This is a genomic window from Streptomyces speibonae (genome assembly GCF_984686075.1).
Window position 1 is genome coordinate 157,838 of record NZ_OZ480260.1, and the last position, 23,039, is coordinate 180,876.

Annotated in this window: 26 protein-coding genes and 1 pseudogene; 13 read left to right on the top strand and 14 right to left on the bottom strand. The window is 72.0% G+C overall.

Features of this window, described 5'->3' with window-relative positions; all coding sequences use genetic code 11:
- The first annotated feature begins 2 nt into the window (after positions 1-2).
- Positions 3-560, top strand: coding sequence for a telomere-protecting terminal protein Tpg (gene tpg, locus AC5L3C_RS00590; RefSeq protein ID WP_493646271.1), 558 nt, complete (start codon positions 3-5; stop codon positions 558-560).
- 22 nt (positions 561-582) lie between these two features.
- On the opposite strand, the gene AC5L3C_RS00595 is transcribed toward tpg, so the two are convergent.
- Positions 583-1,326, bottom strand: coding sequence for an SDR family oxidoreductase (locus tag AC5L3C_RS00595; protein ID WP_493646272.1), 744 nt, complete (start codon positions 1,324-1,326; stop codon positions 583-585).
- A 148-nt stretch (positions 1,327-1,474) separates the two neighbouring features.
- Here AC5L3C_RS00595 and AC5L3C_RS00600 point away from each other — a divergent pair, with 148 nt between their 5' ends.
- The gene (locus tag AC5L3C_RS00600) at positions 1,475-2,341 is read left to right on the top strand and encodes a helix-turn-helix transcriptional regulator (protein ID WP_493646273.1); all 867 of its coding nucleotides are present in this window, start codon (positions 1,475-1,477) and stop codon (positions 2,339-2,341) included.
- Between the two features lie 46 nt (positions 2,342-2,387).
- Here the strand turns inward: AC5L3C_RS00600 and AC5L3C_RS00605 are convergent, their stop codons facing one another.
- Positions 2,388-3,305, bottom strand: a complete 918-nt coding sequence (locus tag AC5L3C_RS00605; RefSeq protein ID WP_493646274.1) for a helix-turn-helix transcriptional regulator — start codon at positions 3,303-3,305, stop codon at positions 2,388-2,390.
- Between the two features lie 144 nt (positions 3,306-3,449).
- Here AC5L3C_RS00605 and AC5L3C_RS00610 point away from each other — a divergent pair, with 144 nt between their 5' ends.
- A complete protein-coding gene (locus tag AC5L3C_RS00610; RefSeq protein WP_493646275.1) occupies positions 3,450-4,139 on the top strand; it encodes an SDR family oxidoreductase in 690 nt (229 codons plus the stop codon).
- Between the two features lie 65 nt (positions 4,140-4,204).
- On the opposite strand, the gene AC5L3C_RS00615 is transcribed toward AC5L3C_RS00610, so the two are convergent.
- From AC5L3C_RS00615 to AC5L3C_RS00630, 4 genes are all read right to left on the bottom strand, one after another.
- Positions 4,205-5,002 (bottom strand): SAM-dependent methyltransferase, encoded by a 798-nt coding sequence (locus tag AC5L3C_RS00615; protein ID WP_493646276.1) that lies wholly within the window; start codon positions 5,000-5,002, stop codon positions 4,205-4,207.
- Between the two features lie 155 nt (positions 5,003-5,157).
- Positions 5,158-6,339, bottom strand: coding sequence for a PQQ-dependent sugar dehydrogenase (locus AC5L3C_RS00620; RefSeq protein ID WP_493646277.1), 1,182 nt, complete (start codon positions 6,337-6,339; stop codon positions 5,158-5,160).
- Positions 6,336-7,223: an SDR family NAD(P)-dependent oxidoreductase gene (locus AC5L3C_RS00625; RefSeq protein ID WP_493646278.1), complete on the bottom strand. Its 888-nt coding sequence runs from the start codon at positions 7,221-7,223 to the stop codon at positions 6,336-6,338. The genes AC5L3C_RS00620 and AC5L3C_RS00625 overlap by 4 nt, the downstream gene beginning before the upstream one ends.
- A gap of 30 nt (positions 7,224-7,253) precedes the next feature.
- Positions 7,254-7,991: an SDR family oxidoreductase gene (locus AC5L3C_RS00630; RefSeq protein ID WP_493646279.1), complete on the bottom strand. Its 738-nt coding sequence runs from the start codon at positions 7,989-7,991 to the stop codon at positions 7,254-7,256.
- Positions 7,992-8,076: 85 nt separating this feature from the next.
- Between AC5L3C_RS00630 and AC5L3C_RS00635 the strand changes: the two genes are divergently transcribed.
- Positions 8,077-8,673: a TetR/AcrR family transcriptional regulator gene (locus AC5L3C_RS00635; RefSeq protein ID WP_125501413.1), complete on the top strand. Its 597-nt coding sequence runs from the start codon at positions 8,077-8,079 to the stop codon at positions 8,671-8,673.
- Positions 8,674-8,747: 74 nt separating this feature from the next.
- Here AC5L3C_RS00635 and AC5L3C_RS00640 read toward each other — a convergent pair whose 3' ends face one another.
- On the bottom strand, positions 8,748-9,524 hold the full coding sequence (locus AC5L3C_RS00640; RefSeq protein WP_493646280.1) for an SDR family NAD(P)-dependent oxidoreductase: 777 nt from the start codon (positions 9,522-9,524) through the stop codon (positions 8,748-8,750).
- A gap of 309 nt (positions 9,525-9,833) precedes the next feature.
- On the opposite strand from AC5L3C_RS00640, the gene AC5L3C_RS00645 reads away from it, so the two are divergent.
- Positions 9,834-10,664, top strand: a complete 831-nt coding sequence (locus AC5L3C_RS00645; RefSeq protein WP_493646281.1) for a helix-turn-helix transcriptional regulator — start codon at positions 9,834-9,836, stop codon at positions 10,662-10,664.
- 137 nt (positions 10,665-10,801) lie between these two features.
- On the top strand, positions 10,802-11,581 hold the full coding sequence (locus AC5L3C_RS00650; RefSeq protein WP_493646282.1) for a TIGR03084 family metal-binding protein: 780 nt from the start codon (positions 10,802-10,804) through the stop codon (positions 11,579-11,581).
- A 112-nt stretch (positions 11,582-11,693) separates the two neighbouring features.
- Here the strand turns inward: AC5L3C_RS00650 and AC5L3C_RS00655 are convergent, their stop codons facing one another.
- From AC5L3C_RS00655 to AC5L3C_RS00665, 3 genes are all read right to left on the bottom strand, one after another.
- The gene (locus AC5L3C_RS00655) at positions 11,694-12,563 is read right to left on the bottom strand and encodes an AraC family transcriptional regulator (RefSeq protein WP_493646283.1); all 870 of its coding nucleotides are present in this window, start codon (positions 12,561-12,563) and stop codon (positions 11,694-11,696) included.
- Positions 12,564-12,634: 71 nt separating this feature from the next.
- Positions 12,635-13,081: a DUF6069 family protein gene (locus AC5L3C_RS00660; protein WP_493646284.1), complete on the bottom strand. Its 447-nt coding sequence runs from the start codon at positions 13,079-13,081 to the stop codon at positions 12,635-12,637.
- Positions 13,078-13,617, bottom strand: coding sequence for a TetR/AcrR family transcriptional regulator (locus AC5L3C_RS00665; RefSeq protein ID WP_493653706.1), 540 nt, complete (start codon positions 13,615-13,617; stop codon positions 13,078-13,080). The genes AC5L3C_RS00660 and AC5L3C_RS00665 overlap by 4 nt, the downstream gene beginning before the upstream one ends.
- A gap of 285 nt (positions 13,618-13,902) precedes the next feature.
- On the opposite strand from AC5L3C_RS00665, the gene AC5L3C_RS00670 reads away from it, so the two are divergent.
- Positions 13,903-14,598 carry a glycerophosphodiester phosphodiesterase gene (locus tag AC5L3C_RS00670; protein ID WP_493646285.1) on the top strand — a complete coding sequence of 232 codons (696 nt, stop codon included), beginning with the start codon at positions 13,903-13,905 and terminating at the stop codon, positions 14,596-14,598.
- A gap of 43 nt (positions 14,599-14,641) precedes the next feature.
- Here AC5L3C_RS00670 and AC5L3C_RS00675 read toward each other — a convergent pair whose 3' ends face one another.
- Positions 14,642-15,220, bottom strand: coding sequence for a TetR/AcrR family transcriptional regulator (locus AC5L3C_RS00675; protein ID WP_493646286.1), 579 nt, complete (start codon positions 15,218-15,220; stop codon positions 14,642-14,644).
- Between the two features lie 93 nt (positions 15,221-15,313).
- Here AC5L3C_RS00675 and AC5L3C_RS00680 point away from each other — a divergent pair, with 93 nt between their 5' ends.
- Positions 15,314-15,763 (top strand): anthrone oxygenase family protein, encoded by a 450-nt coding sequence (locus tag AC5L3C_RS00680; RefSeq protein WP_493646287.1) that lies wholly within the window; start codon positions 15,314-15,316, stop codon positions 15,761-15,763.
- A 15-nt stretch (positions 15,764-15,778) separates the two neighbouring features.
- Here AC5L3C_RS00680 and AC5L3C_RS00685 read toward each other — a convergent pair whose 3' ends face one another.
- Together AC5L3C_RS00685 and AC5L3C_RS00690 are read right to left on the bottom strand one after the other, a co-directional pair.
- The gene (locus AC5L3C_RS00685) at positions 15,779-16,615 is read right to left on the bottom strand and encodes a universal stress protein (protein WP_125501430.1); all 837 of its coding nucleotides are present in this window, start codon (positions 16,613-16,615) and stop codon (positions 15,779-15,781) included.
- Positions 16,616-16,710: 95 nt separating this feature from the next.
- A complete protein-coding gene (locus AC5L3C_RS00690) occupies positions 16,711-17,682 on the bottom strand; it encodes a helix-turn-helix domain-containing protein (RefSeq protein ID WP_493646288.1) in 972 nt (323 codons plus the stop codon).
- 116 nt (positions 17,683-17,798) lie between these two features.
- Here AC5L3C_RS00690 and AC5L3C_RS00695 point away from each other — a divergent pair, with 116 nt between their 5' ends.
- The 3 genes and pseudogenes from AC5L3C_RS00695 (at position 17,799) to AC5L3C_RS00705 (ending at position 19,610) form a co-directional block, all read left to right on the top strand.
- On the top strand, positions 17,799-18,833 hold the full coding sequence (locus tag AC5L3C_RS00695) for a saccharopine dehydrogenase family protein (RefSeq protein WP_125501434.1): 1,035 nt from the start codon (positions 17,799-17,801) through the stop codon (positions 18,831-18,833).
- A 160-nt stretch (positions 18,834-18,993) separates the two neighbouring features.
- Positions 18,994-19,341 (top strand): annotated as a pseudogene (locus AC5L3C_RS00700) (DUF7019 family protein); the annotation flags it as partial.
- Between the two features lie 146 nt (positions 19,342-19,487).
- Positions 19,488-19,610, top strand: a complete 123-nt coding sequence (locus AC5L3C_RS00705; protein ID WP_493646289.1) for a DUF7019 family protein — start codon at positions 19,488-19,490, stop codon at positions 19,608-19,610.
- 161 nt (positions 19,611-19,771) lie between these two features.
- Here the strand turns inward: AC5L3C_RS00705 and AC5L3C_RS00710 are convergent, their stop codons facing one another.
- Complete coding sequence (locus AC5L3C_RS00710; protein WP_493646290.1) at positions 19,772-20,725, bottom strand: IS481 family transposase; 954 nt, start codon at positions 20,723-20,725, stop codon at positions 19,772-19,774.
- 313 nt (positions 20,726-21,038) lie between these two features.
- On the opposite strand from AC5L3C_RS00710, the gene cseB reads away from it, so the two are divergent.
- Together cseB and AC5L3C_RS00720 are read left to right on the top strand one after the other, a co-directional pair.
- Positions 21,039-21,719, top strand: a complete 681-nt coding sequence (gene cseB, locus AC5L3C_RS00715; RefSeq protein ID WP_493646291.1) for a two-component system response regulator CseB — start codon at positions 21,039-21,041, stop codon at positions 21,717-21,719.
- 14 nt (positions 21,720-21,733) lie between these two features.
- Complete coding sequence (locus tag AC5L3C_RS00720; RefSeq protein ID WP_493646292.1) at positions 21,734-22,987, top strand: ATP-binding protein; 1,254 nt, start codon at positions 21,734-21,736, stop codon at positions 22,985-22,987.
- The last annotated feature ends 52 nt before the right edge of the window (positions 22,988-23,039 follow it).

The window sequence follows — 23,039 nt, forward strand, 5'->3', positions numbered from 1 at the left end:
CGATGAGCCTGTTCGGGGACGGCCTGGACGCCGCGGTGCAGAAGGCGTTCACCCGCCCGGCGCCCAAGAGCGCGCCCGCGCAGATGCGGTACCTGGTCCGGCAGATGAAGGGCACCCGCGCGGTCGCCCAGATGCTGCGGATCTCCCAGCGCACGGTCGAACGGTATGTGAAGAACCAGATCAGGAAGCCCCGCCCGGACCTCGCCGCCCGCCTGGAGCGTGAGGTGAAGAAGCGGTGGCAGCCGCAGATCCGGGCCCGTGCCCGGCAGCGGGCGGCCACCACCGACGGCATCGTCATCGACACCCGCGCCCGCCTGGGTTACACCGCCCCGATCGGATCGACGGACGAGGCCCGCGTCCGGCACCTGACCGTCGCCCTGCCCCCGCAGCACGCCGCCCGCCTGTTCGACGCCCAGGAGGCCGGCGCGGGCGACCAGCAGCTCCGGCAGATCGCGGCCGACGCGCTGCGCGAGGTGTACTTCCAGGACGGCGGCCGCCGCGCGGGGCAGCTGGAGGAGGTCCGCCTCACGGACATCGAGCACGTCGAGTTCGAGCTGTAGCAGCCGTAAGGGGGGTGGCGGGTCAGTACGCGCTGAGCGTGGCGAGGACGTCGTCGTAGGTGCCCTCGGCCGTGGCGTGGCGCAGGAACTTGACGTTGTCGACGAGGATCTCCGTGGCGTCGGGCTGGGTGCGCAGGAGGGACATGGTCTGGGTGAGGAAGTCGTCCACCGGCATGGCGTGCTCGCTGTCCTGCTGTCCCATCAGGGTGGTGCGCACGGCGGGCGGGACCAGCTCGATCACCTGGACGGATGTGCCGGCGAGCTGGACCCGCAGGCTTTCGGTGAACGAGTGGACGGCGGCCTTGGTGGCGTTGTAGGTGGGCGTGATCGGCAGGGGCACGAAGGCCAGACCGGAGCTGACATTGATGACGGCCGCGTCCTCCCGCGCCGTCAGATGCGGCAGGAAGGCGTGGAGCATCCGGACCGGGCCGAGCAGGTTCGTGGTGACCGTGTCCTCGGCGACGCGCAGCCAGTCCTCGTCGAGGAGGTTCTCGCGCAGCATGATGCCCGCGTTGTTGACCAGGACGTTCAGGCCGGGGTGGGTGCGGGTCACCGTCTCGCGGGCCCGGTCGACCGACGCGGGGTCGGCGACGTCGAGGACGAGCGTGTCGATGCCCGGGTGATCGGCCCGGATCCGGTCGAGCAGTTCCTTGCGCCGGCCCGCGACGATCACGCTGTTGCCGCTCTCGAGGAACCGCAGAGCCAGCCCGAGACCGATGCCCGACGTACCGCCCGTGATCAGAATCGTGTTTCCCGTGGTCCTCATGGGAGGGTCTCCTTCGTTCTTCGGCGCGGAAGCGGGATTGCCCCGCGCCTCCACAGTGGGGTCGTGGGCGGGCGGCGGAAAAGCGGAGCGTTCATCCATGGATCGGCGGTCCCTGGATGGCCGGGCGGGCGGCGGCCATCATGGGAGCATGGACAGAGCGGAACTGGCGGACTTCCTGCGGCGGCGGCGTGAAACTTTGCGCCCCGAGGACGTCGGTCTGGCCGGCGGTCCACGCCGGCGCACCCCGGGACTGCGCCGCGAAGAGGTCGCCGGGCTCGCCGGCATGTCCACCGACTACTACGCGCGCCTTGAACAACGGCGCAGCCCTCAGCCCTCCGAGCAGATGACCGCCGCGCTCGCCCGCGCGCTGCGTCTCACCCTGGACGAGCGGGACCATCTCTTCCGTCTGGCGGGCCACAGCACTCCGGCCCGCTTCCAACGGTCCGACCACGTCAGCCCGGCCTTGATGCGTGTGCTGGACAGTGTGGACTCCCCGGCTCTGGTGGTGTCCGACGTCGGTGACACCTTGGCCCAGAACGCGCTCGCGGTGGCCCTGCTCGGCGACCAGACCCGCTACGAGGGTCTGGCGCGGAGCGCCTACTACCGCTGGTTCACCGACCCGACGGAGCGGACGCACTACCCGGAAGAGGACCATCCGAAGCAGAGCCGGATCCAGGCAGCCGCGCTCAGGGCCGCGCTGACCGCCGACGGCAGTCAGCGCAGGGCGGCGCGCATCGTCGCCGAACTGCGCGAACACAGCCCGGAGTTCGTGCGCGTGTGGGCGCGGCACGAGGTCACCCAGCGCTTCGAGGACCGCAAGACGCTGCTCCACCCGGCGCTCGGCCGCATCGAGGTCGACTGTCAGGTCCTGTTCTCCGACAACCGCGCACAGGCCCTGCTGGTGATGACCACGCGCCCCGGTACGGAGAGCCACGGCAAGCTCGACCTGCTGTCGGTCATAGGGCACCAGCGGTTCGCCGCCGACTCGGGATCCGGCCGGCCCACATCGACGTGATCCCCGCGCATGTGTCCGCCCGTGCCGGCCCGCGTCCGCGGCGTGCCTAGCGGGGCTGCCCGGTGTGCTCCGTGGCGGGCGTGCGGGTGGCCGCCCAGCTGGCGAGGAGCTTGAGCCGCTCCTCCGAGGTGGTGCCCGGCTCGGCGGTGTAGACGATCACGTCGTGCACCACCCGGTCGGAGACGGGCAGACTCAGCGAGCGGTAGGTGAACTCCAGGTCACCGGCCTCGGGGTGCCGCAGCCGCTTGACGCCGTCGTGGCGCACGCGGACGTCGTGCTGAGCCCACAGCGTGCGGAACATGGGGCTGAGCGTGGACAATTCACCGATCAGCTCGCGCAGGGCCCGGTCGTGGGGCGCACGCCCCGCCTCGGCGCGCAGCAGCGCGACGGAGGTCTTCGCGCCGGCCTCCCAGTCGACGAAGAAGTCCGGCGCGGCCGGGTCGAGGAAGAAGTAGCGGGGGAAGTTGGGCCGGCCCCGCTCACCGCAGGTGGGACTGTCGAACATCGGCGCACACACGACCCGGAACAGCGCGTTACTGGCGATGATGTCCGAGCGGCCGTTGCGCACGAAGGCGGCGGACATCGTCATGGAGTCGAGCATCCACTGGACGGAGGGCTGGACCTCGGCGTCCTTGCGGCGGGGCGGACCACTGCGGGCGGGACGGGCCGCCCTGGCAAGATCGAACAGGTAGGTGCGTTCGTCCTCATCGAGGTCCAGTGCCTGGGCGACCGCGTCCAGCACCTCCTCGGAAACCCCGCCGATATGGCCCTTCTCCAGCCGCGTGTACCACTCGGTGCTCACGCCGGCGAGAACGGCGACCTCCTCACGCCGCAGCCCCGGAACCCGGCGCCGACCGCTGCTGGGCAGCCCGACCCGCTCAGGAGTGAGCCGGGCACGCCGGCTCACCAGGAAGTCCCGGATGTCGAAACGGTTGCCGGCGCGGTCACCGGATCGGGAGGTCATGCCTCCCCATGCTAGCCAGCAGCCGCCACGGAGGGAGGTCGAGCTTGTACCCCCCACAGACGCGGGCTTCCTCACCCGCGGCGCCGGCGGTTCGGTGGAGTCGACCACTCAACCCATCGTTCACAGAACCCGGGAAAGACAACCATGACCAGCAAGACCGTAATGATCACCGGCGGGACCAGCGGCGTCGGCGCCCACACCGCGCGCTCGCTCCTCGGCCGCGGCCACCGCGTGGCGGTCACCGGACGCGACGAGACGAAGCTGAAGACCTTTCTCGACGCGTCCGGCCCCTCCGACCGGCTGCTGGGTCTCGTCGCGGACGCGGCGGACTGGCAGGCCACCCAGTCGGCGGTGTCCCGCACCGTGGAGCACTTCGGTGGGCTCGACGCGGCGGTGGCCAATGCCGGATTCGCCTCCGGCGGCCTCGTCGGGGCGGGCGACCCGGCGCAGTGGCCGTCCATGGTCCTCACCAACGTCCTCGGCCCCGCCCTGCTGGCCCACGCGGCGCTGCCCCACCTCGAGTCCTCCGGCGGGCGACTGGTCCTCATCGGCAGCGTCGTCGGGCTGAAGAACCCTCCGGCCAACCTCTACTCGGCCACCAAGTGGGCCGTCACCGGACTCGCCGAGAACCTGCGGGCCCACGCCACGACCCGCGGTGTCGGTGTCACGCTCGTCAATCCGGGCGTGGTCGACACCGCCTTCTGGCAGGGCGACGTGCCCCCCACCGCCCTGTCGCCCCAGCCCGTCGCCGAGGCCGTCTGCTTCGCCCTCGACCAGCCGGCGGGCGTCGACCTCAACACGCTGACCATCCGCCCCGTCGGTCAGGCCATCTGACCAGCGGTACGGCGATGTCACATCACGGCCGAGCCGGGGTCCTCCCGGCTCGGCCGGTCGTGCGCTCAGCCGTTCCGGCGGGCCACTCCCCCGTAGAAGCCGATCTCGGCCGATCCCTCCGGCGGTGTGCCGTCCGGGCGCCAGAACGGGACCTGGACCAGGCCGGGTTCGACCAGTTCGAAGCCGCCGAAGAACTGCTCGACCTGGGCACGGGAACGCAGGTTCAACGACGCGGTGGCTCTGTTGTAGACGGCCTCGGCCTCACTGCGGACGGCGAAGTCCCCCGTGGCGTGCGAGAGCACCAGGAAGCTGCCCGGGGGCAAGGCCTCACGCAGGTCGGCCACCAGCTGCCCGGGCTTCTCCGCGTCGGTGAGGAAGTGCAGGACGGCGACCAGCAGAAGCGCGACCGGCCGGTTCAAGTCGATGACCTGGCGGACGTCCGGGTGGTCGACGACGCTCCGCGGGTCGCGCAGATCGGCGAGCGCCACACTGGTCTCGCCGGAGCCGGTCAGCAGCGCGTCGGCGTGCACCTTCACGATCGGGTCGTTGTCGACATACGCGACGCGCACGTCCGGTGCCGCCTCGTGGGCGGTCTCGTGCACGTTCGGTGAGGTGGGCAGGCCGGTGCCGATGTCCAGGATCTGGCGGACGCCGCTGCCGACGACGTACCGCACGGCGCGCTGCAGGAAGGCCCGGTTGGCCCGTACGCCGATGCGTGCCTCGGGGGCGACCGCGACGAGGGCGTCGCCCGCCTGCTGGTCCACCTCGTAGTTGTCCTTGCCGCCCAGCAGGTAGTCGTAGATCCGCGCGGGGTGGGGCCTGGTGGTGTCGATACCGCCGACGCCGATGTCGTTCTGTGCCATCGCTTGCTCCTCCTCGGCGACCGCCGCCTCCGCCCGGCGCCCTCGACCGGCTGATCACAGCTTGCCACACCAACTCCCCCGAAACCGAACACAGTTGCACGCGCAGGCGGGCGCGGCCGCCCGCCGCTCCGGCGGGCGGCCGGGCCCCGGCCTGCTCAGCGGCCTTCGATCTCGACGCGGAGGATGCGGTCGTCGCCGGCGCGTGGCTCGGTGCCGCCCCAGGTGGCACGGTCGGTGTTGGACGTGACGAGCCACAGGGCCCCGTCCGGGGCGACCTCGACCGTGCGGATACGGCCGTAGTCGCCCTCGAAGTGGGCGATCGGGTCGGCGGTGGCGGACCCGCCGTCGACGGGGAGCTGCCAGAGCCGCTGTCCGCCGAGGGCGCCGATCCACAGCGATCCCCCGGCGTGGGCGACGCCGGAAGGGCTGGCGTCGTCCGGGTGGATCACCGCGATGGGTTCCTCGCCGGTGGACCCGGAGGTGCCCTCGGTCTCCGGCCACCCGTAGTCGGCACCGGCCCGCAGGACGTTCACCTCGTCCCAGGTGCGGTGCCCCAGTTCGGAGGCGTACGCGGTGCCGTCCGGCCCGAACGCGATGCCCTGCACATTGCGGTGCCCGCTGGAGTAGACCGGCGAGTCCCCCGGATTGTCCTCGGGTACGGAGCCGTCCACCGCGATGCGCAGGATCTTGCCGTTGAGGGAGGTGTCGTCCGCGGCGTTCTCGGGCTCGAAGGCGTCGCCGGTGCCGATCCAGAGGTGGCCGTCCGGCCCGATCTCGATCCGTCCGCCGTGATGACGGTCGGCGGTCCGGATGCCGTCGAGCAGGACCCGGTCGACGGTGAGGGAGTCGTACTCCTGAGCGATCGTCAGCGCGACGATGCGGTTCTCCCGCGCACCGGACACCGAGGCGTAGACGGTGCGGTCGTCGGCGAAGCCGGGTGAGGCGACGATGCCGAGCAGTCCGCCCTCCGAGGTGGCGTTGACGTCCGGGACGACGCCGACCGCCTGCGCCTGCCCTCCGCCGGCGGGTATGCGCAGGATCTCGCCGGTGATCCGTTCCGACACCAGGGCCGAGCCGTCGGGCAGGAAGGTCAGTCCCCACGGCGCGTCGAGTCCCGTGGTCAGCTCGGTGGGAGTGCCGAGCGTGGCGACGTCGCCGCCCGACCGCGGGGTCGCGGTCGTGGGCAGCTGTGCCCTCGGCCGGTCCGGCTCCCCGGACGAGCCGGAGCAGCCGCTCAGCAGCAGCCCGAGGGACAGAACACCGCCCGACAGCGCGCCAACCGCCGCGCGCAGTGGCCGTCGGGGGTGTCCGGTGCGGTTGCGCGACCCGGCGTTCATCGCTTGACCTCCAGTGTCCCGGCGAAGCCGAGGCGTCGTACGTAGGCCTCGCGGGTCAGATCGCTGAAGGCCATGACATGGTCCACGCCGGCCTCGGCCGCATCCACCACGGAACGGAAGGGCCTGGTGCCGGCCGGGAGGGCGAGGATGCGCTCGATCTCGTCGGCGACGCCCTGCGGGTGGGGTTCCCTGCCCGGCGCGAAGAGCTTCTCGTGCGCGTCGTGGGTGCGGGCGACGAGCGGGTCCAGTTCGGTGTACCGGGCGGTCACCTGCTCGTCGCTCGCTCGGCCGGCTCCCGGGAAGTGGTTCGTCCCGCGGGGGATGGCTCCGGGCATCACGATCGCTGTCTCGATGCCGAACTGCGACACCTCGTAGGAGGTGACCACGGCGAGCGCGTCGAACGCGGCCTTCGATGCCACATAGGGGCCGAGGAACGGCGGGGCGGTCACCAGGATGGTGCTGCCGACGTAGAGCAGCGTGCCGGACCCGCGCTCCCGCAGGTGGGGCAGCACCGCGCGGTTCACCCGGTGTGCGCCGACGGTGTTGATGTCGAGCAGATGACTCACGTCGTCGTCGGTGAACGCCTCGACATATCCGATGAGGAGGTGTCCCGCGTTGTGCACGACGGTGTCGAGCCCGTCGGTCGTGTCGAGTACGCGGCGGACCGCGGCGTCCGCCGACGCCTGCGACGTCACGTCCAGTTCGGTGACCCGCAGCTTCCAGCCGTGGTGGCGGGCCAGGGACTCGAGTTCGGACGCGGCGTCGGCATCGCGGCGGCCGGGGTCGCGCATCGTCGCGTACACGGTGTGTCCGGCGGCGGCGAGCGTCTCCGCGGTCCGGCGGCCGATGCCGGTGGAAGATCCCGTGATCAGTACGGTCGACATGGTCGTCCCCCTCTTCTCCGCGGCCGCCCCTCAGGCCATTCCGCCGTTGGTGTGGATCACCTGGCCGTTCACCCAGCGGGCGGGGCCGGCGAGGAAGGCCACCGTCTCGGCGATGTCCTCGGGAGAGCCCAACCGCTCCATCGGGTTCGCGCCGGCGATCTGATTGACCTGCTCCTCGCTCTTGCCCTCGAGGAACAGGGGCGTCGCGGTCGGGCCGGGGGCCACGGCGTTGACCGTGATGTCCCTGCCCCTCAGCTCCCGGGCGAGGATGAGGGTCATCGCCTCGACCGCGCCCTTGGACGCCGCGTAGGCTCCGTAGCCGGGGAACTGAAGGCGGGTCACGGACGTGGAGAAGTTGATGATCGCTCCGCCTTCGCGCAGGCGCTGCGCGGCGAGCTGGTCGACGACGAACGTGCCTCGCACGTTGGTGCGCTGGACCCGGTCGAAGGTGTCCAGGTCCATCTGCGCCAGAGGGGCGAGGGGCATGATGCCCGCCGTGTGGACGACCACGTCGACTCCGCCGAACTCGCGTTCCGCGATGTCGAAGAGTTCCGTCATCGCCTCCTTGTCCGCGACGTCGCCGCCCGCGGCGACGGCTCGCACACCGGCGCGGGTCAGGGCGTTCACCGTCTCCTCCGCGCGCTCCTTGGAGCCCGCGTAGTGCACGACGACGGAGAACCCGTCGGCGGCCAGGCGCTCGACGCTCGCCCTGCCGATACCGCCGGATCCACCGGTGACGATCGCGACGCGTCCCGTGTTGCTTGTCATGATCCGAACCTCCGTATGATATGGACTAACTGTCCACTAATTACGGTACACGGAAATGTACAAGCAGTCCACAAAGGAGTCGCCCATGTCCGAGAAGCCGACCGCGCGCCGGGGACGAGGCCGTCGGCCCGCGGCGGAGGTGCGGGCCGGGGTGCTGGAGGCCGCCGGGCGCATCCTGCTGAACGAGGGGCTGCGAGCCGTCACGTTCGACCGCGTCGCCACGGAGGCCGGATCGAGCAAGATGACCCTCTACAAGTGGTGGCCGTCGCCGGGCGCCCTCGCCGCCGAGGCCTACTTCGCGACGAGCAGCCCGGTGCTGGGCTTTCCCGACACCGGTGATCTGCGCGCGGATCTGATCACCCAGCTCGGATCGTTCATCCGCTATCTGACGGACGAGGGTGCGGGCAAGCCCGTGCTCGAGCTCATCGGCGCCGCCCAGATGGATCCCGACCTCGCCCGCGCCTGGTCGGAGAGCTATTCGCTGCCCCGCCGCGAACTCGCCCGGGTACGCCTGCGCACCGCTCAGCGGCAGGGCCAGCTGCGCGAGGACGCCGACCTCGACATCATCGTCGACCAGCTGTGGGGGGCCTGTTACCACCGGTTGCTCGTGCTGAAGGTGCCGCTCGACGCGTCGCTCGCCGAGCGCCTGGTCGACCAGGCGCTGCGCGGCGTGGCGATATGACACACCGGCCGCCCGGCCCCGGGGCAGGCCGTACCGCCACGGGCCCGCGGCCGGCCCGCTCGGCGGCCGGGCGGTCAGCCGCGGTAGCGGGAGGCGAGTTCGGGGCTCTGGCCGCCGAAGGCCGCCAGATCGGCCTCGAAGACCGCGTCGAGCAGTCCCCGGTCCTCGACACCCGGCGCACAGACCACTTCGCCCAGTTCGAGGCCCCGCAGGCCCGCGGTGACGACGTCCGCGGCCGTCATGCGGGGTACGGCGCTGAGGTCCATGCCCTGACGCTCGTGGAACTCGGTGGCGACGACGCCCGGGCACAGCACCTCGACCTGCACTCCGGTCCCCTCCAGCTCGGCGCTGAGCGTCTGCGACATGGCGACGAGGTGGGCCAGGGTGCCGGCGTAGACGGCGCGGCGCGGCATCACCGACGCGGGGGCGGGACCGCTGAACGCGATCATGCCGGCCACGTTGACGATCTGTCCGTGGCCGCGCTCCTGCATACCGGCGACGGCGGCGCGGGTCAGCAGGGTCGGGGCGACGACCTTCACATGCAGGAGTTCGCGGGCCTTGTCCGCCGGCAGGTCGGCGAGCGGCATGTAGTGGGCCACGCCCGCGTTGTTGACCAGCATGGTCAGCGGTTCGGCGGCACAGAGGCCGGCGACGGTGTCGACGCCCTCGCCGGTGGCCAGATCGGCGGCGACCGTGCGCACCGCCACATCGGGGTGGCTCTCGGCGAACTCCTTCAGACGGTCCTCACGGCGGCCGACGAGTATCAGGTCGTAGCCGTCCGCGGCGAGACGTTCGGCGAACGCCTTGCCGATGCCCGAGGTGGCACCGGTGACCAGAGCGAGCTTGCGCATGCGTGATGTTCCTTTCGGCTGACCCGGACGCGGGGTTCCCGCACGGCCGGTCTGCGGATGCGGTGTGCGCCGCGGCGACGTGACGGATGCGGAGGGGCCGGCGCGCCCCGGCCGTCACGACGGGCGGCGCAGGCGGGACGGTGCGGCGGAGCGCCGGCCCACGGGCACGGGCCCGCGGCCGGCCCCGGTGGGCGGGCTCCGTCCCGTCCCGTGTTCCAGCATCGGCGCGACGCGCGTCGTCAGCCAGCACAAGCAGTTTCCTAGGACCGTCGGTACCAGGGAAAACCGGCTCGTGCCAGACTCGTCGCCATGGCGACCACAGCACTCGGCACCGCTCTGCGCCACTGGCGGGACCGTGTCTCCCCGCAGGCCGTCGGGCTGCCGTCGGGCGGACGACGACGAGCGGCGGGGCTGCGGCGCGAGGAACTGTCCCAGCTGGCCGGTGTCTCCGCCGACTACATCACCCGCCTGGAACAGGGGCGCGCCGCGCACCCCTCGCCGCACATCGTCGAAGCCCTGGCCCGGGCGCTGCGGCTCACCCCGGACGAACGCGCCCACCTCTTCGACCTCGCCGGGCTGGCCGACCGGGGGCCAGGCCGAGTGCCGGGAGACATCCCGCCGAGCGTGCACCGCATGCTGGACCGCCTCACCGGCACACCCGTCGCCGTCTTCGACGCGGCGTGGACCCAGTTGCTGGCCAATCCGCTCTACGTGGCACTGATGGGGGATTGGGAGGGGCAGGACCTCAACGCCGTGTGGCGCGGCTTCCTCAACCCCCACCACCGCGTGCGTCACACACCCGAATCCAGCAGGTCGCTGCAGGAGTCCCTGGTCGCCGACCTACGACGCACAGCGGGGCGGTATCCCGACGACACGCACCTGCACTCCCTCATCGCCGAGCTGCGCCGCCGCAGCCGGCTCTTCGACGAGCTGTGGGTGTCGGGCCCCCCGGGCACCCATCAGGCCGGCCGCAAGATCATCGACCACCCCGGGGTCGGCGCCCTGACGCTCGACTGCGACGTCCTCAGCGTCGCCGGCAGCGATCTGCGCCTCATGGTCTACACCGCCGAACCCGGCAGCGAGGACGCCGACCGGCTCGCCCTGCTGGCCATGGAAGGCGCCCCCGCACTGGCGAACTGAAAGTCCGACGCGCCGGCCGCCCGTGGAGCACTCGGGGGGCGTCCTCGTGCCCGGAGGGCAGACGCGTGGGCAGACTCCGGCGGCATCGGGGCCCACCTGCACGTCTGCCGCCCCCGACGCTCGCGGAAGAGCGCAGCATGGCGCACATGGTGAACTACAACCTCGCCGTCCCCGATACGGACGACGGCGTCCTGGACGCGCTGCTGGCCGAGGGCGACGATCTCGACGCCCTGGTCACGGCACTGGACGACTGGTCTCTCCCCACGCCGGCACCGGGGTGGACGGTCGCCCACCAGATGGCCCACCTCGCATGGTCGGACGCCAACGCGCTCAGGGCCTTGCGCACTCCGGACGCGTTCGGCGCCGAACTCGTACGCGCGGAAGCCGAAGGCAGCCGGTACGCCGACAAGGCCGCCGCCGAGGGAGCGGCCAAACCCCGCTCGGCCCTCCTGGACGAATGGCGGACCGGCCGAGCGGAGCTCGCCGCGGCACTGCGTGACACGCCGTGGGACCACGCATCCCCCTGGTACATGTCGGAGATCACCCCGGCCCTCATGGCACCCCTGCGTCTGATGGAGACCTGGGCCCACGGACAGGATGTCTTCGATGCCATGGGCGCGGCGCGCCCCCCGACCGACCGGCTGCGGCACGTCGCCCTCCTGGGGGTGCTGGGACGGGCGCTGTCGTTCGCCGCCGTCGGCCTGCCCGAGCCGTCGGCCCCCTTCCGCGTCGAGCTGACAGCACCTGACGGGCAGATCTGGGCGTGGGGTCCCGAGGCCGCCGCCCAACGGGTACGGGGCAGTGCCATGGACTTCTGCCTCTGTGTCACCCGGCGCCGCCCTTGGTTCGAGACCGATCTGACGGCGACGGGCGAGGACGCGCAGAAGTGGCTGGAGCTGGCGCGCGTCTTCCTCTGAGCGCGTGGCGGACGGCTGCTCACGCGATGCGCCGTCCGCCTCCTCGAGGCTCTCCCCCACGGCTCTTCCTCAAGGCTCTGCCTCAAAAGAACTTCTCAAGGACCGCCGTGCGTCACGCCGGTTCCACGGGCAGCCAGAGTTCGCACGTCGCGGTGCTGAAGTCGTCCGCGTGCTCGAGGACGGCGACCATCGAAGGGCCCGGCCGCAGGCGCCACGGGTTGGACGGGAACCACTCGCTCGCGGTCGCGGCCCAGGTCGACTGCAAGGCCTGGGGATGCGGTCCGGAGGTGCGGAAGACCGCCCACTTGCCGGCCGTCACCTCGATGGCGTCGAGGCCGTCGGCGGCGGGCGTGTCCCCGGAGACGGCGACCCCGTGCAGGTAGGTCAGTTCGCTGCCCTCGGTGCCGTCGGGGTCGACGTCGTCGCTCACCTGCAGCAGTCCCGCCGGTTCGGTGTCGCAGAGGGCCTTGAGCCGGGCATGCTCCTCATGCGGCAGTGCGGCGATGTGCTGCTGGATGTGCGGGTTGACGCCCCGGTGGATGAGCGGAACCCGGGTCGCGTGTCCGACGAGCCGGAACGCGGGGCGCTCGATGAGGCGGGTGTCCATGGGGATGCTCCCTTCGACGGTCAGGTGGAACCTGAGCTGTGGCTGTGTACGCAGGGGGCCTCCGTCGCGGCGCACGTCACCGGGGCCGGCGCCGTGGACGGCACGGAACGCGCGCCCGAACGCCTCGGCCGAGCCGTATCCGTGCCGGACGGCGGTGCTCAGCAGATCGTCCTCGCCCCGGACCACGTCGGCGGCGGCGACGGTCATACGGCGCCGCCGCACGTACTCCGACAGCGGCATGCCCGCCAGCGAGGAGAACATCCGGCGCAGGTGGTACTCGGTCGTACCGACGTCCGCGGCCAGCCTGCGGATGTCGGGCTCCTCGGCGAGGTGCTTCTCGACGAGATCGACGAGCCGGTTCAGTGCCGAGATCATGAGGCCTCCTTTCGACGACAACCCTGCCGGGCCGGACCCCTTCCCGACCCGACCGCAGCGATCCGGTTCGATCACCCGGCGGGAGCGCTGTCCGACGTCACGGGGCGGCCGGCGCGCAGACCGGGGATCAGTACCGCCGCCACCGCCAGGTGCATCAGGGCGAGGGCGACCCGGGTGCCGGCGTCCATGTCGTCGCCGGTGAGCGGCAGAAAGGACGCGGCCAGTACGGCACCGGCCGTCACGGCCCAGACCGCTCGGGCGTGGCGCGGACCGAAGCGTTCCAGTGCCGCCAGCAGGGCCCAGCCGGCCAGCGACGCCAGCAGCGCGACGACCGCCACGGGCACGGCGGTGATGTCGAGCGTCTCCTCGCCGTCGTCGATGGTGAGCCGGTGTCCCAGCAGGGGGTCCGTGACCAGCCACACCAGGACGGGGGCCAGGACGGACAGGACGGTGACCCGCAGGCGCCGGGTGCACGTGCTCAGCCGTGCGGGCGTGCTCGTCCGTGTGGGCGTGCTCATGCGGCGCCTCCCGAGAGTGCCCCGTGAAGGAAGACCTCCACCAGCTCCTGTGAGGTGAGGTCGGGCTCGTCGTCCGTACGCGGCTGGACGAAGAGCAGCCCGAAGAAGAGGGCCGCGATCTGCTCCGGCGGCCGGCGCAGGGCCGCCTTGTCGGGTTCCAGCAGTTCCACGAGGGCGCCGCGGATCCGGGTCGTCGACTCGTGGCGGCCGGCGCCGCGCACCGTGCCGGGGTGCTTGCCGCCGCGGTGCCCAAGGGCACCGACGATCGCGCCCATCCGCGCCATGTGCGCCTGCAGTGCCTCGGCTGCTTCCGTCAGCCGGCCGGCCAGCGGCTGGGACACGTCGATGGCGTCCAGCTCGCGGACCGCGTCGTCCGGGGAGAGCGCCTTGGCCACGCAGGCCTGCAGCAGCTCGTCCTTGTCGGCGAAGACCCGGAAGATCGTTCCCTCGCCGATACCGGCGGCGCGGGCGATCTTCGCCGTCGTCACCGCGGCACCGTACTCGGCGATCAGGGGAATCGCGGTCTGGATGATCATTTCGCGGCGCCGCTCCGGTGACATGCCGGGGGCGCGGCGGCGGATGGCCCGGCTCTCCCGGGGCTCTGTCGTGGGCTCTGCCGTCGGTTGTGCCTTGGGATCCGTCATGCGATGCAGGGTACGGAGTGAGTACTCACTCCGTCAATGAGTGAGTACTCACTCCGTTCGTTGGTCCGGTGGGCCGAGGGCGCGGGCGTGCGGGCCCGTTAGGCTTGATCGCTTCAGCGACGGGGCACGGCCCTCGTGGGGCCGCCCCGGACCACCCCACTCAAGGACGGCAACCGAGTGTCTTTCTTCACCATCGGCCACCGCGGTGTCATGGCCGCCGAGCCGGAGAACACGCTGCGCTCCTTCCTGCGGGCCGAGCGCGAAGGGCTGGACGGCATCGAACTGGACCTGCACCTGAGCAGGGACGGCGAGCTGGTCGTCATGCACGACGACACCCTGGACCGTACGACGGACGGCTCCGGCCCGATCGCGGACCAGGAGCTGAAGCAGCTCAAGGAGCTCGACGCCGGCCTCGGCGAGCGCATCCCCACGTTCGGGGAGGTGCTGGACGCGATCGGGCCGGCCCTGCCGATCCAGGCCGAGATCAAGGACGTGGCGGCCGCACGGTCGCTCGCCAAGGTCCTCACCGAGCGCGACCTGCTGGGCCGCGTGTCCGTACTGTCCTTCCACGAGTCGGCGCTCATCGAGATCCGCGCCCTGCTGCCGCAGGCCCGCACCGTGCTGGTCGCCGGCGCCTCCGCGCACCGCGACACGTTCGTCGACCGTGCGCAGCAGTCCGGTGCGCGCCTCGTCAGCGTGGACCTGCGGCAGCTGAACCGCGCCATCGTGGACAAATGCACCGCGGCCGGCATCGAGGTCATGGCCTGGACCGTCAACGACGACCGCGACCTGGCGCTCGCCCGGGCCCTCGGCCTGGTGGGCTGTGTGACCGACGAGCCCGGCATAAAGCGGCTGGTCGAAGCCACCGCCTGAGGCCGCGACGCACCCGAGTGAAGTGCGCCCCGAGTGCGGTGCGTCAGACCGTGGTGAGGCGGTCCACCAGTAGTTCCACCCTGCGCTCGGTGTGTTCCGGCGGCAGTCGCCGCGCCCGGGTGAGGGTGGCCAGTCCGTGCAGCGCCGCCCAGAAGGTCTCGGTGAACAGACCCAGGTCCACGCCGTCCCCGGCGACCTCGCCGAGGCTGTCCAGCAGGGCCGCGAAGCCCTCCTTCAGCGGCTCCGGGGTGGCCTCGTCCGCGAACGCCAGACCGCCGTCGAGCCGGAACAGGGCGTCGTAGACCGCCGGGTTGCGTTCGGCGAAGTCGAGGTAGGTGCGGGCGAGGGCGGTGACCCGCTCGCGCGGGCCGTCCGCGGCGCCGGCCGCCGCCCGCAGCGCCGCGGCCATCTCGGCGGCACCCTCGAGGGCGACGGCTCCGATGATCTCGCGTTTGCCGCGGAAATGACTGTAGAGCACGGGCTGGCTGTATTCGATGCGCTCGGCGAGCCGGCGGGTGGTGACCGCCTCCCAGCCGTGCCGCTCCGCGAGTTCACGTGCCGTCGCCACGATGAGGCGTTCACGTTCCGCCCGTTCGCGCTGCTTGCGCTCCTGTACCGACATGGCGCGATTCTAGCACTGCTAGACAATCGAGCGGCAGCAGTACTAGCGTTGCCTCATCTGCTAGCAGCGCTAGATTCCAGGAGGGGGATCATCATGCTCAACACGCTCCAGGTGTTCACCACCGTGGTCGTCGGGGTGATGGTGGGGGTGGAGTTCTCCGTCGCCTTCGTCATGAACCGCATCCTCGGCGCACTCCCCGAGGACAGTGGCCAGCTCGGCCGCGCCCACGGGGGCCGGATGCTCGGCGCCGTGATGCCGGTCTGGTACATCACCTCGGTCGTCCTCGTCGCGGTCTGGGCCGTCGTCGGAGGCAGCGACGAGCAGGGCACCGGTCTCGTCGTCACCGCCGGCGCGCTGCTGGTCCTCAGCGTGATCATGTCGCTGGTGCTGCTCGTCCCGATCAACAACCGCGGCAGGACATGGACCCCGGAGAACCGGCCCGCCGACTGGAAGGAGCAGATGCGGCGCTGGGACCGCTATCACTACGTCCGTGTCGCCGTCATCGTCGCGGCCTTCGCCGTACTGGTCGCCGCGCTGGTCTGAGCCGGGGCGCCGGCGTCAGGAACCGGCGTGGGCGCCCCTGACCACCGCGACGGGGCAGTGCGCGTGATGCAGCATGGCCTGGCTGACCGAGCCGAGCAGCATGCCGGTGAACCCGCCGCGTCCCCGGGCACCCACCACCAGCAACCGGGCCTCGCGGCTCGCCTCGATCAGCGTCTCGCGGGCCCCGCCCCGGACGACCTCGCGCCGCACCCGCACGCCCGGGTACTGCTCCTGCCGGCCGGCGACGGCCTCCGCCGGCAGGCTCTCCTCGTGCGGCGCGGGCGGCGGCGCGTCCCGCACGGACCGGCAGTGCACGGCGACGATGTCGGCGCCCCGCAGCGCCGCCTCGGCGAAGGCGAAGCCGACCGCCCCGGCACTCGCCGAGGAGCCGTCGACGCCCAGCAGCACCGGTCCCGTGGCCTCCTCCCGGCCCCGCACGACGAGTACGGGGCACCGGGCGTGCGCCGACAGGTGCACCCCCGTCGAGCCCACCAGCAGCCCGACGAAGCCGCCCCGGCCCCGCGATCCGACGACCACGAGTGCCGCGTCGTGCGACTGGGCCTCCAGCACGGCCATGGGATCTCCCGTCACCACGGTGCGCGAGACGTCCACGCCCGGGACCGCCGCTTTCGCCCGCTCCTCCGCCTCGGTCAGCAAGGGCTCGCCCACGTCGCGCAGCGCCCTCTCGGTCGGGCCGAGCGACAGCGGGCCGAGGGGGTGCAGCTCGCTCCAGGCGATGGCGTGCACCAGCCGCAACCGCGTCCCGCGCCAGTGCGCCTCCCAGGCGGCCGCCCGCACCGCGGCAAGGCTCGACGCCGAGCCGTCCACTCCCACCACGACCGGACCGCCCATCGCACCTCCCGTTGCGCTCCCTCCCACCTTCTCCCCCGCGCCCGTGACCCGCCACGAGAGAAGCCGAGTCCCGCCGCCCGTGGTCCTGCGGACGTCTACGCGCGGACGCCGGCGTCGCGGCGCGAGCCGTTCCGGGTGCGGAAGGTGCGGCGGTAGGTGTGCGGGGGCAGACCGACCACGCGGTTGAAGTGCCGGCGCAGCGTGGTGGCGGTGCCCATGCCGGTGGCGGCGGCGACGGCGTCCACGCTCGCATCGGTGGTTTCCAGCAACTCCTGGGCACGCCGGATGCGTTGGGTGAGCAGCCACTGCAGCGGGGTGGTTCCGGTGGCGGCCTTGAAGTGGCGGCCCAGCTGGCGCGAGCTCATCCGTGCGCGGCGGGCCAGGTCCTCCACCGTCAGCGGCTGGTCGAGCCGTTCGAGCGCCCAGGGCAGCAGTTCGGCGAGGGGGTGACGGTCCGGGGCGGGCATGGGGGCCGTGATGAACTGGGCCTGGCCGCCGTCCCGGTGCGGTGGCACGACCAGGCGACGGGCGGCGGCGTTGGCGGTGACCGAGCCCCGGTCGAGGCGGATGAGGTGCAGGCACAGGTCCATGGCGGCGGCCTTGCCCGCGGAGGTGAGCACGCTGCCGTTGTCCACGTAGAGGACGTCCGGGTCCACCTCGACCGTCGGATGGCGGTCGGCCAGGGCCCGCGCATGGGCCCAGTGCGTCGTCGCGCGCAGCCCGTCCAGCAGACCGGCGGCGGCCAGCACGAAGGCGCCGGTGCACAGGGAGACGAGGCGTGCGCCCGCCTCGTGGGCCGCGCGCACCGCCTCGAGCAGCTCGGCGGACGGGACCTCGTCGATGTCGGCCCAGCCCGGGATGATCACGGTGTCGGCACGGGCGAGCCCGTCGAGTCCCTGGTCGGGTTCGAGCAGGAACCGGCCGGCTCGCACCGGGCCCGGCCCGCAGACCGTGAGCCGGTACCAAGGACCCGCCACGCCGTCCGGGGCGGAGCCGAAGACCTCGTACGCCATGCCCAGCTCGAAGTGCAGCATCCCGTCCGTGACGGCCAGCGCGACAGTGTCCACGTCCGGAAGTGTACGGGGCATGTCGTTCCGGACACTCGTACGGGGCGGCGGCACCCGGCCACGATGGTCGCGACAGGGCGGAACGGATCACGAGAGCGACGGCGAGGGAAGCACCTATGACATCGGGGACCAGGATCGCGGTGTACGGAGCGTACGGACACACCGGACGGTTCGTCGTGGCGGAGCTGCACAAGCGGGGGTACCTCCCGGTGCTGTCGGGTCGCGATGCCGACAAGTTGAAGGCGTCGGCCGGCGCGACCGGGCCGGCCGCCCGCCCCGCCTCGGTCGACGACCCCGCCGCGCTCGACGAGGCGGTGGCCGGTGCGGCGGCCGTGATCAACTGTGCCGGGCCCTTCGCCGCGACGGCCGCCCCGCTGATCGAGACGGCCCTGCGGGCCGGGATCCCGTATGTGGACGTGGCGGCGGAGATCGAGGCGGTCGCCGACACCTTCACCCGCTTCGCCGACCGGGCGCGGGAGGCCGGAGCGTTGATCGTTCCGGCGATGGCCTTCTTCGGCGGCCTCGGCGACCTGCTGATCACCACGGCGATGGGTGACTGGACGGCAGCCGACTCGGCGCACATCGCCTACGGGCTGAGCAGGTGGCACCCCACCGCCGGGACGCGCGCGGCGGGCGCGGTCTCCCGGGAGCGTCGGGAGGGCCGCAACGTCCGGTTCAGGGACGGGCGGCTGGAGTACCACCAGGACGATCTGCCCACGCTGGACTGGCCGTTCCCCGCACCGACGGGTCCCCGGACCGTCATCGGGGAGTTCACGATGGCCGATGTCGTCACCGTCCCCAGCCATCTGTCCATCCCCGACGTGCGCACCTACATGGCGGCCGAGGCGGCCCGGGACATCGCGGCCCCCGACACCCCGGCACCGGTCGCGGCCGACGCGTCCGGACGGTCCGCGCAGACCTTCCTCGTCGACGCGGTCGTCCGTGCGGGCACGCGGGAACGGCGTGCGGTGGCGAGCGGCCGGGACATCTACGCCGTCACGGCACCGCTCGCGGTGGAGGCAGTCGACCGCATACTGACGGGCCGCACCCGTGCGATGGGTGTCGCCTCCGCCGGTGACATCTTCGACGCACCCGACTTCCTCCGCGCGCTGTCCCCGCACATCACCGAGGTGATCACCCAAGGGTTCTGAACCCGCGTCAGGGCCGCCGCCGCGCCGGGTGCTGATCGCACGGTTGTCGGTAAGCCGGGGTCGTGCCGCGATAATGGGCGCGTCGTGCAGGGCCGTGGGGAGGCGGGAGCAGTCGGTGTCGTTGCGCTACTACCTGTATGTGAGTGACAGCAAGGTCGACATGCTGCTGGCGCAGATCGATCCGGCCCCCCGCCGGAAGCGCACCACCGAGGTGAACGTCAGCCTCAAGGTCGTGGGCGGCAAGCGCGTCGTCGAGGATGCCGGGGAGGAGGAGCGCGGCCCGCGGCTCGAGCGGCTGGTGCGCTTCCTCGAGGAGCAGGAGGAACTCGGGACGGTGGACGATCCCAAGCGGTTCTTCCGCGGGGTGCTGCGGCTGCGGTGGGGCCCGTTCCCCGCGGACGCGAGCCTGGTGTGGTTCGGCGGGTCGAGCGTCCGTACGGTGGTGGGGCTGGGCGGTTCCTCCCATCACGTACTGGGAGCACCGCCGGCGTCGGAGAGGGGGCCGTCCCGCTCCCTGACTCCCTCGCTGCTCGCCGGACTCGCCCGTGACCCGCAGATCCAGGCGCTGGTCGGGATGATCTCCGCCGAGGAGGACGGCCCGCCCGGACGGGAACGCCGGCGGCCGCGCGGGCCGTGCACCGGGCCCACGAGCTCATGCCCGGCCCCGCCCAGCGGGTGGAGTTCGTCGCGAAGCGCCTGTGGCACGTGCCCGGTGCCCCGGACGCCGGGCCCGCCGTCCTGCTCGGCACGCCCCTGTACGCCGCCCTGGTGGACTAGTGCCGCGGCAGGCAACGTTTGCCCGTCAAGGAGCGGCGTCCGGTGCGTGCTCTCGGCGTGTCGGCCGGAAGTCCTCGTACTGGACGTACTTGGGCTTTCGGCCGGTGCGGCGAGAGTGCGTGCCGGGCGTCGCGACGGGGCGAACGTTGCCTGTCGGGGCACTAGCTGTATTGCCCTGTGAGGTTGGGGACGCGGCTGGCGGGTGGTTGGCCCTTCAGCGCGGTGTGTCCGCGATGATGATTGTAGGTGTGCAGCCAGCCGGGGAACGCTTCGCGTCGTTCGGTCTCCGACCGGTAGGGACGGGCGTAGGCCCATTCGTCGAGGAGGGTGCGGTTGAAGCGTTCGACCTTGCCGTTGGTCTGCGGCCGGTAGGGACGGGTGCGCTTGTGGGCGATCCCGGCCGCGGTAAGCAGGTCGCGCCAGTCGCGTGAGCGGTAGCAGGAGCCGTTGTCGGTCAGGACACGTTCGACGGTAATGCCGGCTCGGGTGAAGAACGCCTGGGCACGGGTCCAGAAGCCGGTGGCGGTCTCCTTCTTCTCATCTGCGTGGATCTCGCTGTAGGCGAGGCGGGAGTGGTCGTCGACGGCGGTGTGCAGGTAGCTGTAGCCGGCGCCTGCGCGGGTCTTGCGCCCGGCCTGGCGGCCCAGCACCTTGTGTCCGCCGCCGTCGGGGATGTTGCCGAGCTTCTTGATGTCCACGTGGACCAGCTCGCCGGGGCGTTCACGTTCGTAGCGGCGTATGACGCGGCCGGTGGCCCGGTCCAGGTGCGTGAGGCGGGCCAGGCCGAAGCGGGTCAGCACCCGGTGCACGGTCGAGGGCACCAGGTGCAGCAGGTGTGCGATGCGGGCCGGTCCCCAGCGGCGCAGGACGCGGACCTTGATGATCCGGCGTTCGGTGCGGGTCGGGGTGCGGCGAGGACTGGTACGCGGGCGGGAGGAGCGGTCGCTCATGCCGGCCTCGCCGAACTGCCGGTAGCGGTCGGCCCAGCGCTGGGCGGTGGTCGGCGAGACCTGGAAGCGTTCCGCGGCGCGGCGCAGGGGCCAGTTGTCCTCGACCACGCAGCGGGCCAGGCGCAGCCGTCCGGTCTCGGTCAGGGGTGCATTACGGTGGGGCACGAGGGCCTTTCGGTCAGGTGTAGACGTCGCAATCCACACCGAACCTGAAGGCCCTCACCCGTTCAAGATCCCTCAGCCGAGACCTGACTCACCCGTCCACAACCTCCCAGGACAGAACAACTAGCGCACCGGGCCCGGCCGTGTGTCCGGGGGCGCTCAGTTGTGTATCGGCCCTGTATCGGACCAGCTCGGACGTGCGGACGCGGTCGTGCCGAGGGCTTCCGGGGCCCACGAGCGGTGCGCGGGACAGGCATGATGGGAGGCCGACCGGTACCACGTTCCATGGATGCACATGTCTGACTCCGCTCCTGTCATGATCCTTTTCGTCGAGGACGACGAGGTGATCCGCACGTCCGTGGCGATGGCCCTGGAGCGCTACGGCTATCGGGTGGACGTGGCGGAGGACGGGCTGACGGGACTCGAACGGTTCCGGCGGGGCGGCTACGACCTGCTGCTGCTCGACGTGATGCTGCCCGGTCTGGACGGCATCGGCCTGTGCCGCCGGATCAGGGAGACCAGCCTGGACCCGATCCTGATGATGTCGGCACGCGGCGACTCCCTCGACGTGGTGTCCGGCCTCGAGGCGGGGGCCGACGACTACGTGACCAAGCCCGTCGACACCCCCGTCCTGGTCGCGCGGATCCGCTCGCTGCTGCGCCGGGCCACCTTCGCGTCGGCCGCCCGGGCCGACGACCCTCCGCAGACGGGCGACCGGCTGGTCTTCGGCGACGTGACCATCGACCCGGCGGCCCTCGAGGTCCAGCGGGGCGGCGTGCACGTGTCCCTGGCGCCGACCGAACTGCGGCTGCTGCTGGAGTTCGCCGCGCACCCCGGTGTCGTTCTGAACCGCCGGACGCTGCTGCGCAACGTGTGGGACTACGGCTGGGACGGCGATTCCCGGGTGGTGGATCTGTGTGTGCAGCGACTGCGCAAGAAGATCGGCAGCGAGCGCATCGAGACCGTCCGCGGTTTCGGCTACAAGCTGCGGCGCTGAACGGAGCACGTGCGATGGCGATCGTCCGCGCCCTGCTGAACCTGCGCTCGATGCACTGGAAGGTCATCTGCGTGGTGGCCTCGGCCTGCGTTGCCATGGCGCTCACCGTCGGCCTGCTGGTGCACGAGTCGACGCTCGAGCGGTCGATGAACGAAGGCGCGGGCAAGGCCGTCGTCGCGCTGGACGAGGCGGTCCGCAGCGCCCGGAGCTCCGGCGTGGAACCGCCGCGGGCCGTCCCCGGGGAAACACCGGAGCCGTTGCTGCAAGAGGCCGAACGGCACGGCGAGGCGACGTTCTACGAGGACAGGACTCCGGCACCCCGCTTCTGGGCGGCCCGCGAGGAGAACGGGCAGGTGTACGCGGTCTGGGTCGACATGACGTCCGACCACCTCACCAGGCGGGCCCTGGACCGCCATCTGTGGCAGTACTCCCTGCTCACCCTCGCCGTCGTGGTCCCGCTCACCGCTCTGGTGACCGAACTGCCGACGAGGAGGCTGCGCCGGGTGGCCCGTACGGCGCGCCGCATCACTGCCGGTGACCTGGGCGCGCGGACCGGGATGGGACGGTCGGGCGGTGACGAGATCACCGAGATCTCGGCCACGGTCGATTCGATGGCCGACAGTCTGCGGGAACGGATCACCCGCGAGCAGCGCTTCACCGCGGACGTCGCACACGAGCTGCGCACTCCGCTGATGGGGCTGGTCACCTCGGCCGGTCTGCTCCCCGAGGGAGAGGCGACGGATCTGGTGCGGGACCGGGTCCGCGTACTGCGCGACCTGGTCGAGGACCTGCTGGAGATCTCCCGTCTCGACGCCGGCGCCGAACAGTCCCGGCCCCAGGAGGTGCCCTTGGCCGAACTGGTCGAGGAGTCGGTGGCCAGGAGCGGTCTGCCCGCCACGGTCACGGCCGACGCCGCCCCGGTGGTGGAGACCGACCCGCGCCGGCTGGACCGTATCGTCTCCAACCTCGTCGTCAACGCCCACCGGCACGGTGCCGGGCCCGTGGAGGTCACCGTGTCGGGCCGGAACGTGCGGGTGCGTGATCACGGGCCGGGGTTCCCGCCCGGGCTGCTCGCGCACGGTCCGCAGCGCTTCCACACGGGCGCGGCGGAACGGGGCCGTGGGCACGGGCTGGGGCTGACGATCGCTCTGGGCCAGGCCCGGGTGATCGGAGCGGCCCTGCAGTTCGGCAACGACGCCGTGGACGGCGGCGCCGTGGCGGTGCTGCGCCTGCCGCCGTCGCAACCGCCGGCCGGGCCGGGCCACTAGCGGGCTCGTGCACGGTGATCGGTGAGGATCGCCTCCCGTCCGCGTGAGTGAC

Bases quoted from the DNA above. Each gene is read 5' to 3' on its own strand.
- tpg (WP_493646271.1), top strand. From the start codon at position 3: ATGAGCCTGTTCGGGGACGGCCTGGACGCCGCGGTGCAGAAGGCGTTC.
- AC5L3C_RS00695 (WP_125501434.1), top strand. From the start codon at position 17,799: ATGACATCGGGGACCAGGATCGCGGTGTACGGAGCGTACGGACACACC.
- AC5L3C_RS00685 (WP_125501430.1), bottom strand. From the start codon at position 16,615: ATGGGCGGTCCGGTCGTGGTGGGAGTGGACGGCTCGGCGTCGAGCCTT.
- AC5L3C_RS00610 (WP_493646275.1), top strand. From the start codon at position 3,450: ATGACCAGCAAGACCGTAATGATCACCGGCGGGACCAGCGGCGTCGGC.
- AC5L3C_RS00680 (WP_493646287.1), top strand. From the start codon at position 15,314: ATGCTCAACACGCTCCAGGTGTTCACCACCGTGGTCGTCGGGGTGATG.
- AC5L3C_RS00650 (WP_493646282.1), top strand. From the start codon at position 10,802: ATGGCGCACATGGTGAACTACAACCTCGCCGTCCCCGATACGGACGAC.
- cseB (WP_493646291.1), top strand. From the start codon at position 21,039: ATGATCCTTTTCGTCGAGGACGACGAGGTGATCCGCACGTCCGTGGCG.
- AC5L3C_RS00625 (WP_493646278.1), bottom strand. From the start codon at position 7,223: ATGTCGACCGTACTGATCACGGGATCTTCCACCGGCATCGGCCGCCGG.
- AC5L3C_RS00615 (WP_493646276.1), bottom strand. From the start codon at position 5,002: ATGGCACAGAACGACATCGGCGTCGGCGGTATCGACACCACCAGGCCC.
- AC5L3C_RS00620 (WP_493646277.1), bottom strand. From the start codon at position 6,339: ATGAACGCCGGGTCGCGCAACCGCACCGGACACCCCCGACGGCCACTG.
- AC5L3C_RS00660 (WP_493646284.1), bottom strand. From the start codon at position 13,081: ATGAGCACGCCCACACGGACGAGCACGCCCGCACGGCTGAGCACGTGC.
- AC5L3C_RS00595 (WP_493646272.1), bottom strand. From the start codon at position 1,326: ATGAGGACCACGGGAAACACGATTCTGATCACGGGCGGTACGTCGGGC.
- AC5L3C_RS00605 (WP_493646274.1), bottom strand. From the start codon at position 3,305: ATGACCTCCCGATCCGGTGACCGCGCCGGCAACCGTTTCGACATCCGG.
- AC5L3C_RS00645 (WP_493646281.1), top strand. From the start codon at position 9,834: ATGGCGACCACAGCACTCGGCACCGCTCTGCGCCACTGGCGGGACCGT.
- AC5L3C_RS00665 (WP_493653706.1), bottom strand. From the start codon at position 13,617: ATGATCATCCAGACCGCGATTCCCCTGATCGCCGAGTACGGTGCCGCG.
- AC5L3C_RS00675 (WP_493646286.1), bottom strand. From the start codon at position 15,220: ATGTCGGTACAGGAGCGCAAGCAGCGCGAACGGGCGGAACGTGAACGC.
- AC5L3C_RS00640 (WP_493646280.1), bottom strand. From the start codon at position 9,524: ATGCGCAAGCTCGCTCTGGTCACCGGTGCCACCTCGGGCATCGGCAAG.
- AC5L3C_RS00720 (WP_493646292.1), top strand. From the start codon at position 21,734: ATGGCGATCGTCCGCGCCCTGCTGAACCTGCGCTCGATGCACTGGAAG.
- AC5L3C_RS00630 (WP_493646279.1), bottom strand. From the start codon at position 7,991: ATGACAAGCAACACGGGACGCGTCGCGATCGTCACCGGTGGATCCGGC.
- AC5L3C_RS00705 (WP_493646289.1), top strand. From the start codon at position 19,488: ATGCCCGGCCCCGCCCAGCGGGTGGAGTTCGTCGCGAAGCGCCTGTGG.
- AC5L3C_RS00600 (WP_493646273.1), top strand. From the start codon at position 1,475: ATGGACAGAGCGGAACTGGCGGACTTCCTGCGGCGGCGGCGTGAAACT.
- AC5L3C_RS00635 (WP_125501413.1), top strand. From the start codon at position 8,077: ATGTCCGAGAAGCCGACCGCGCGCCGGGGACGAGGCCGTCGGCCCGCG.
- AC5L3C_RS00655 (WP_493646283.1), bottom strand. From the start codon at position 12,563: ATGATCTCGGCACTGAACCGGCTCGTCGATCTCGTCGAGAAGCACCTC.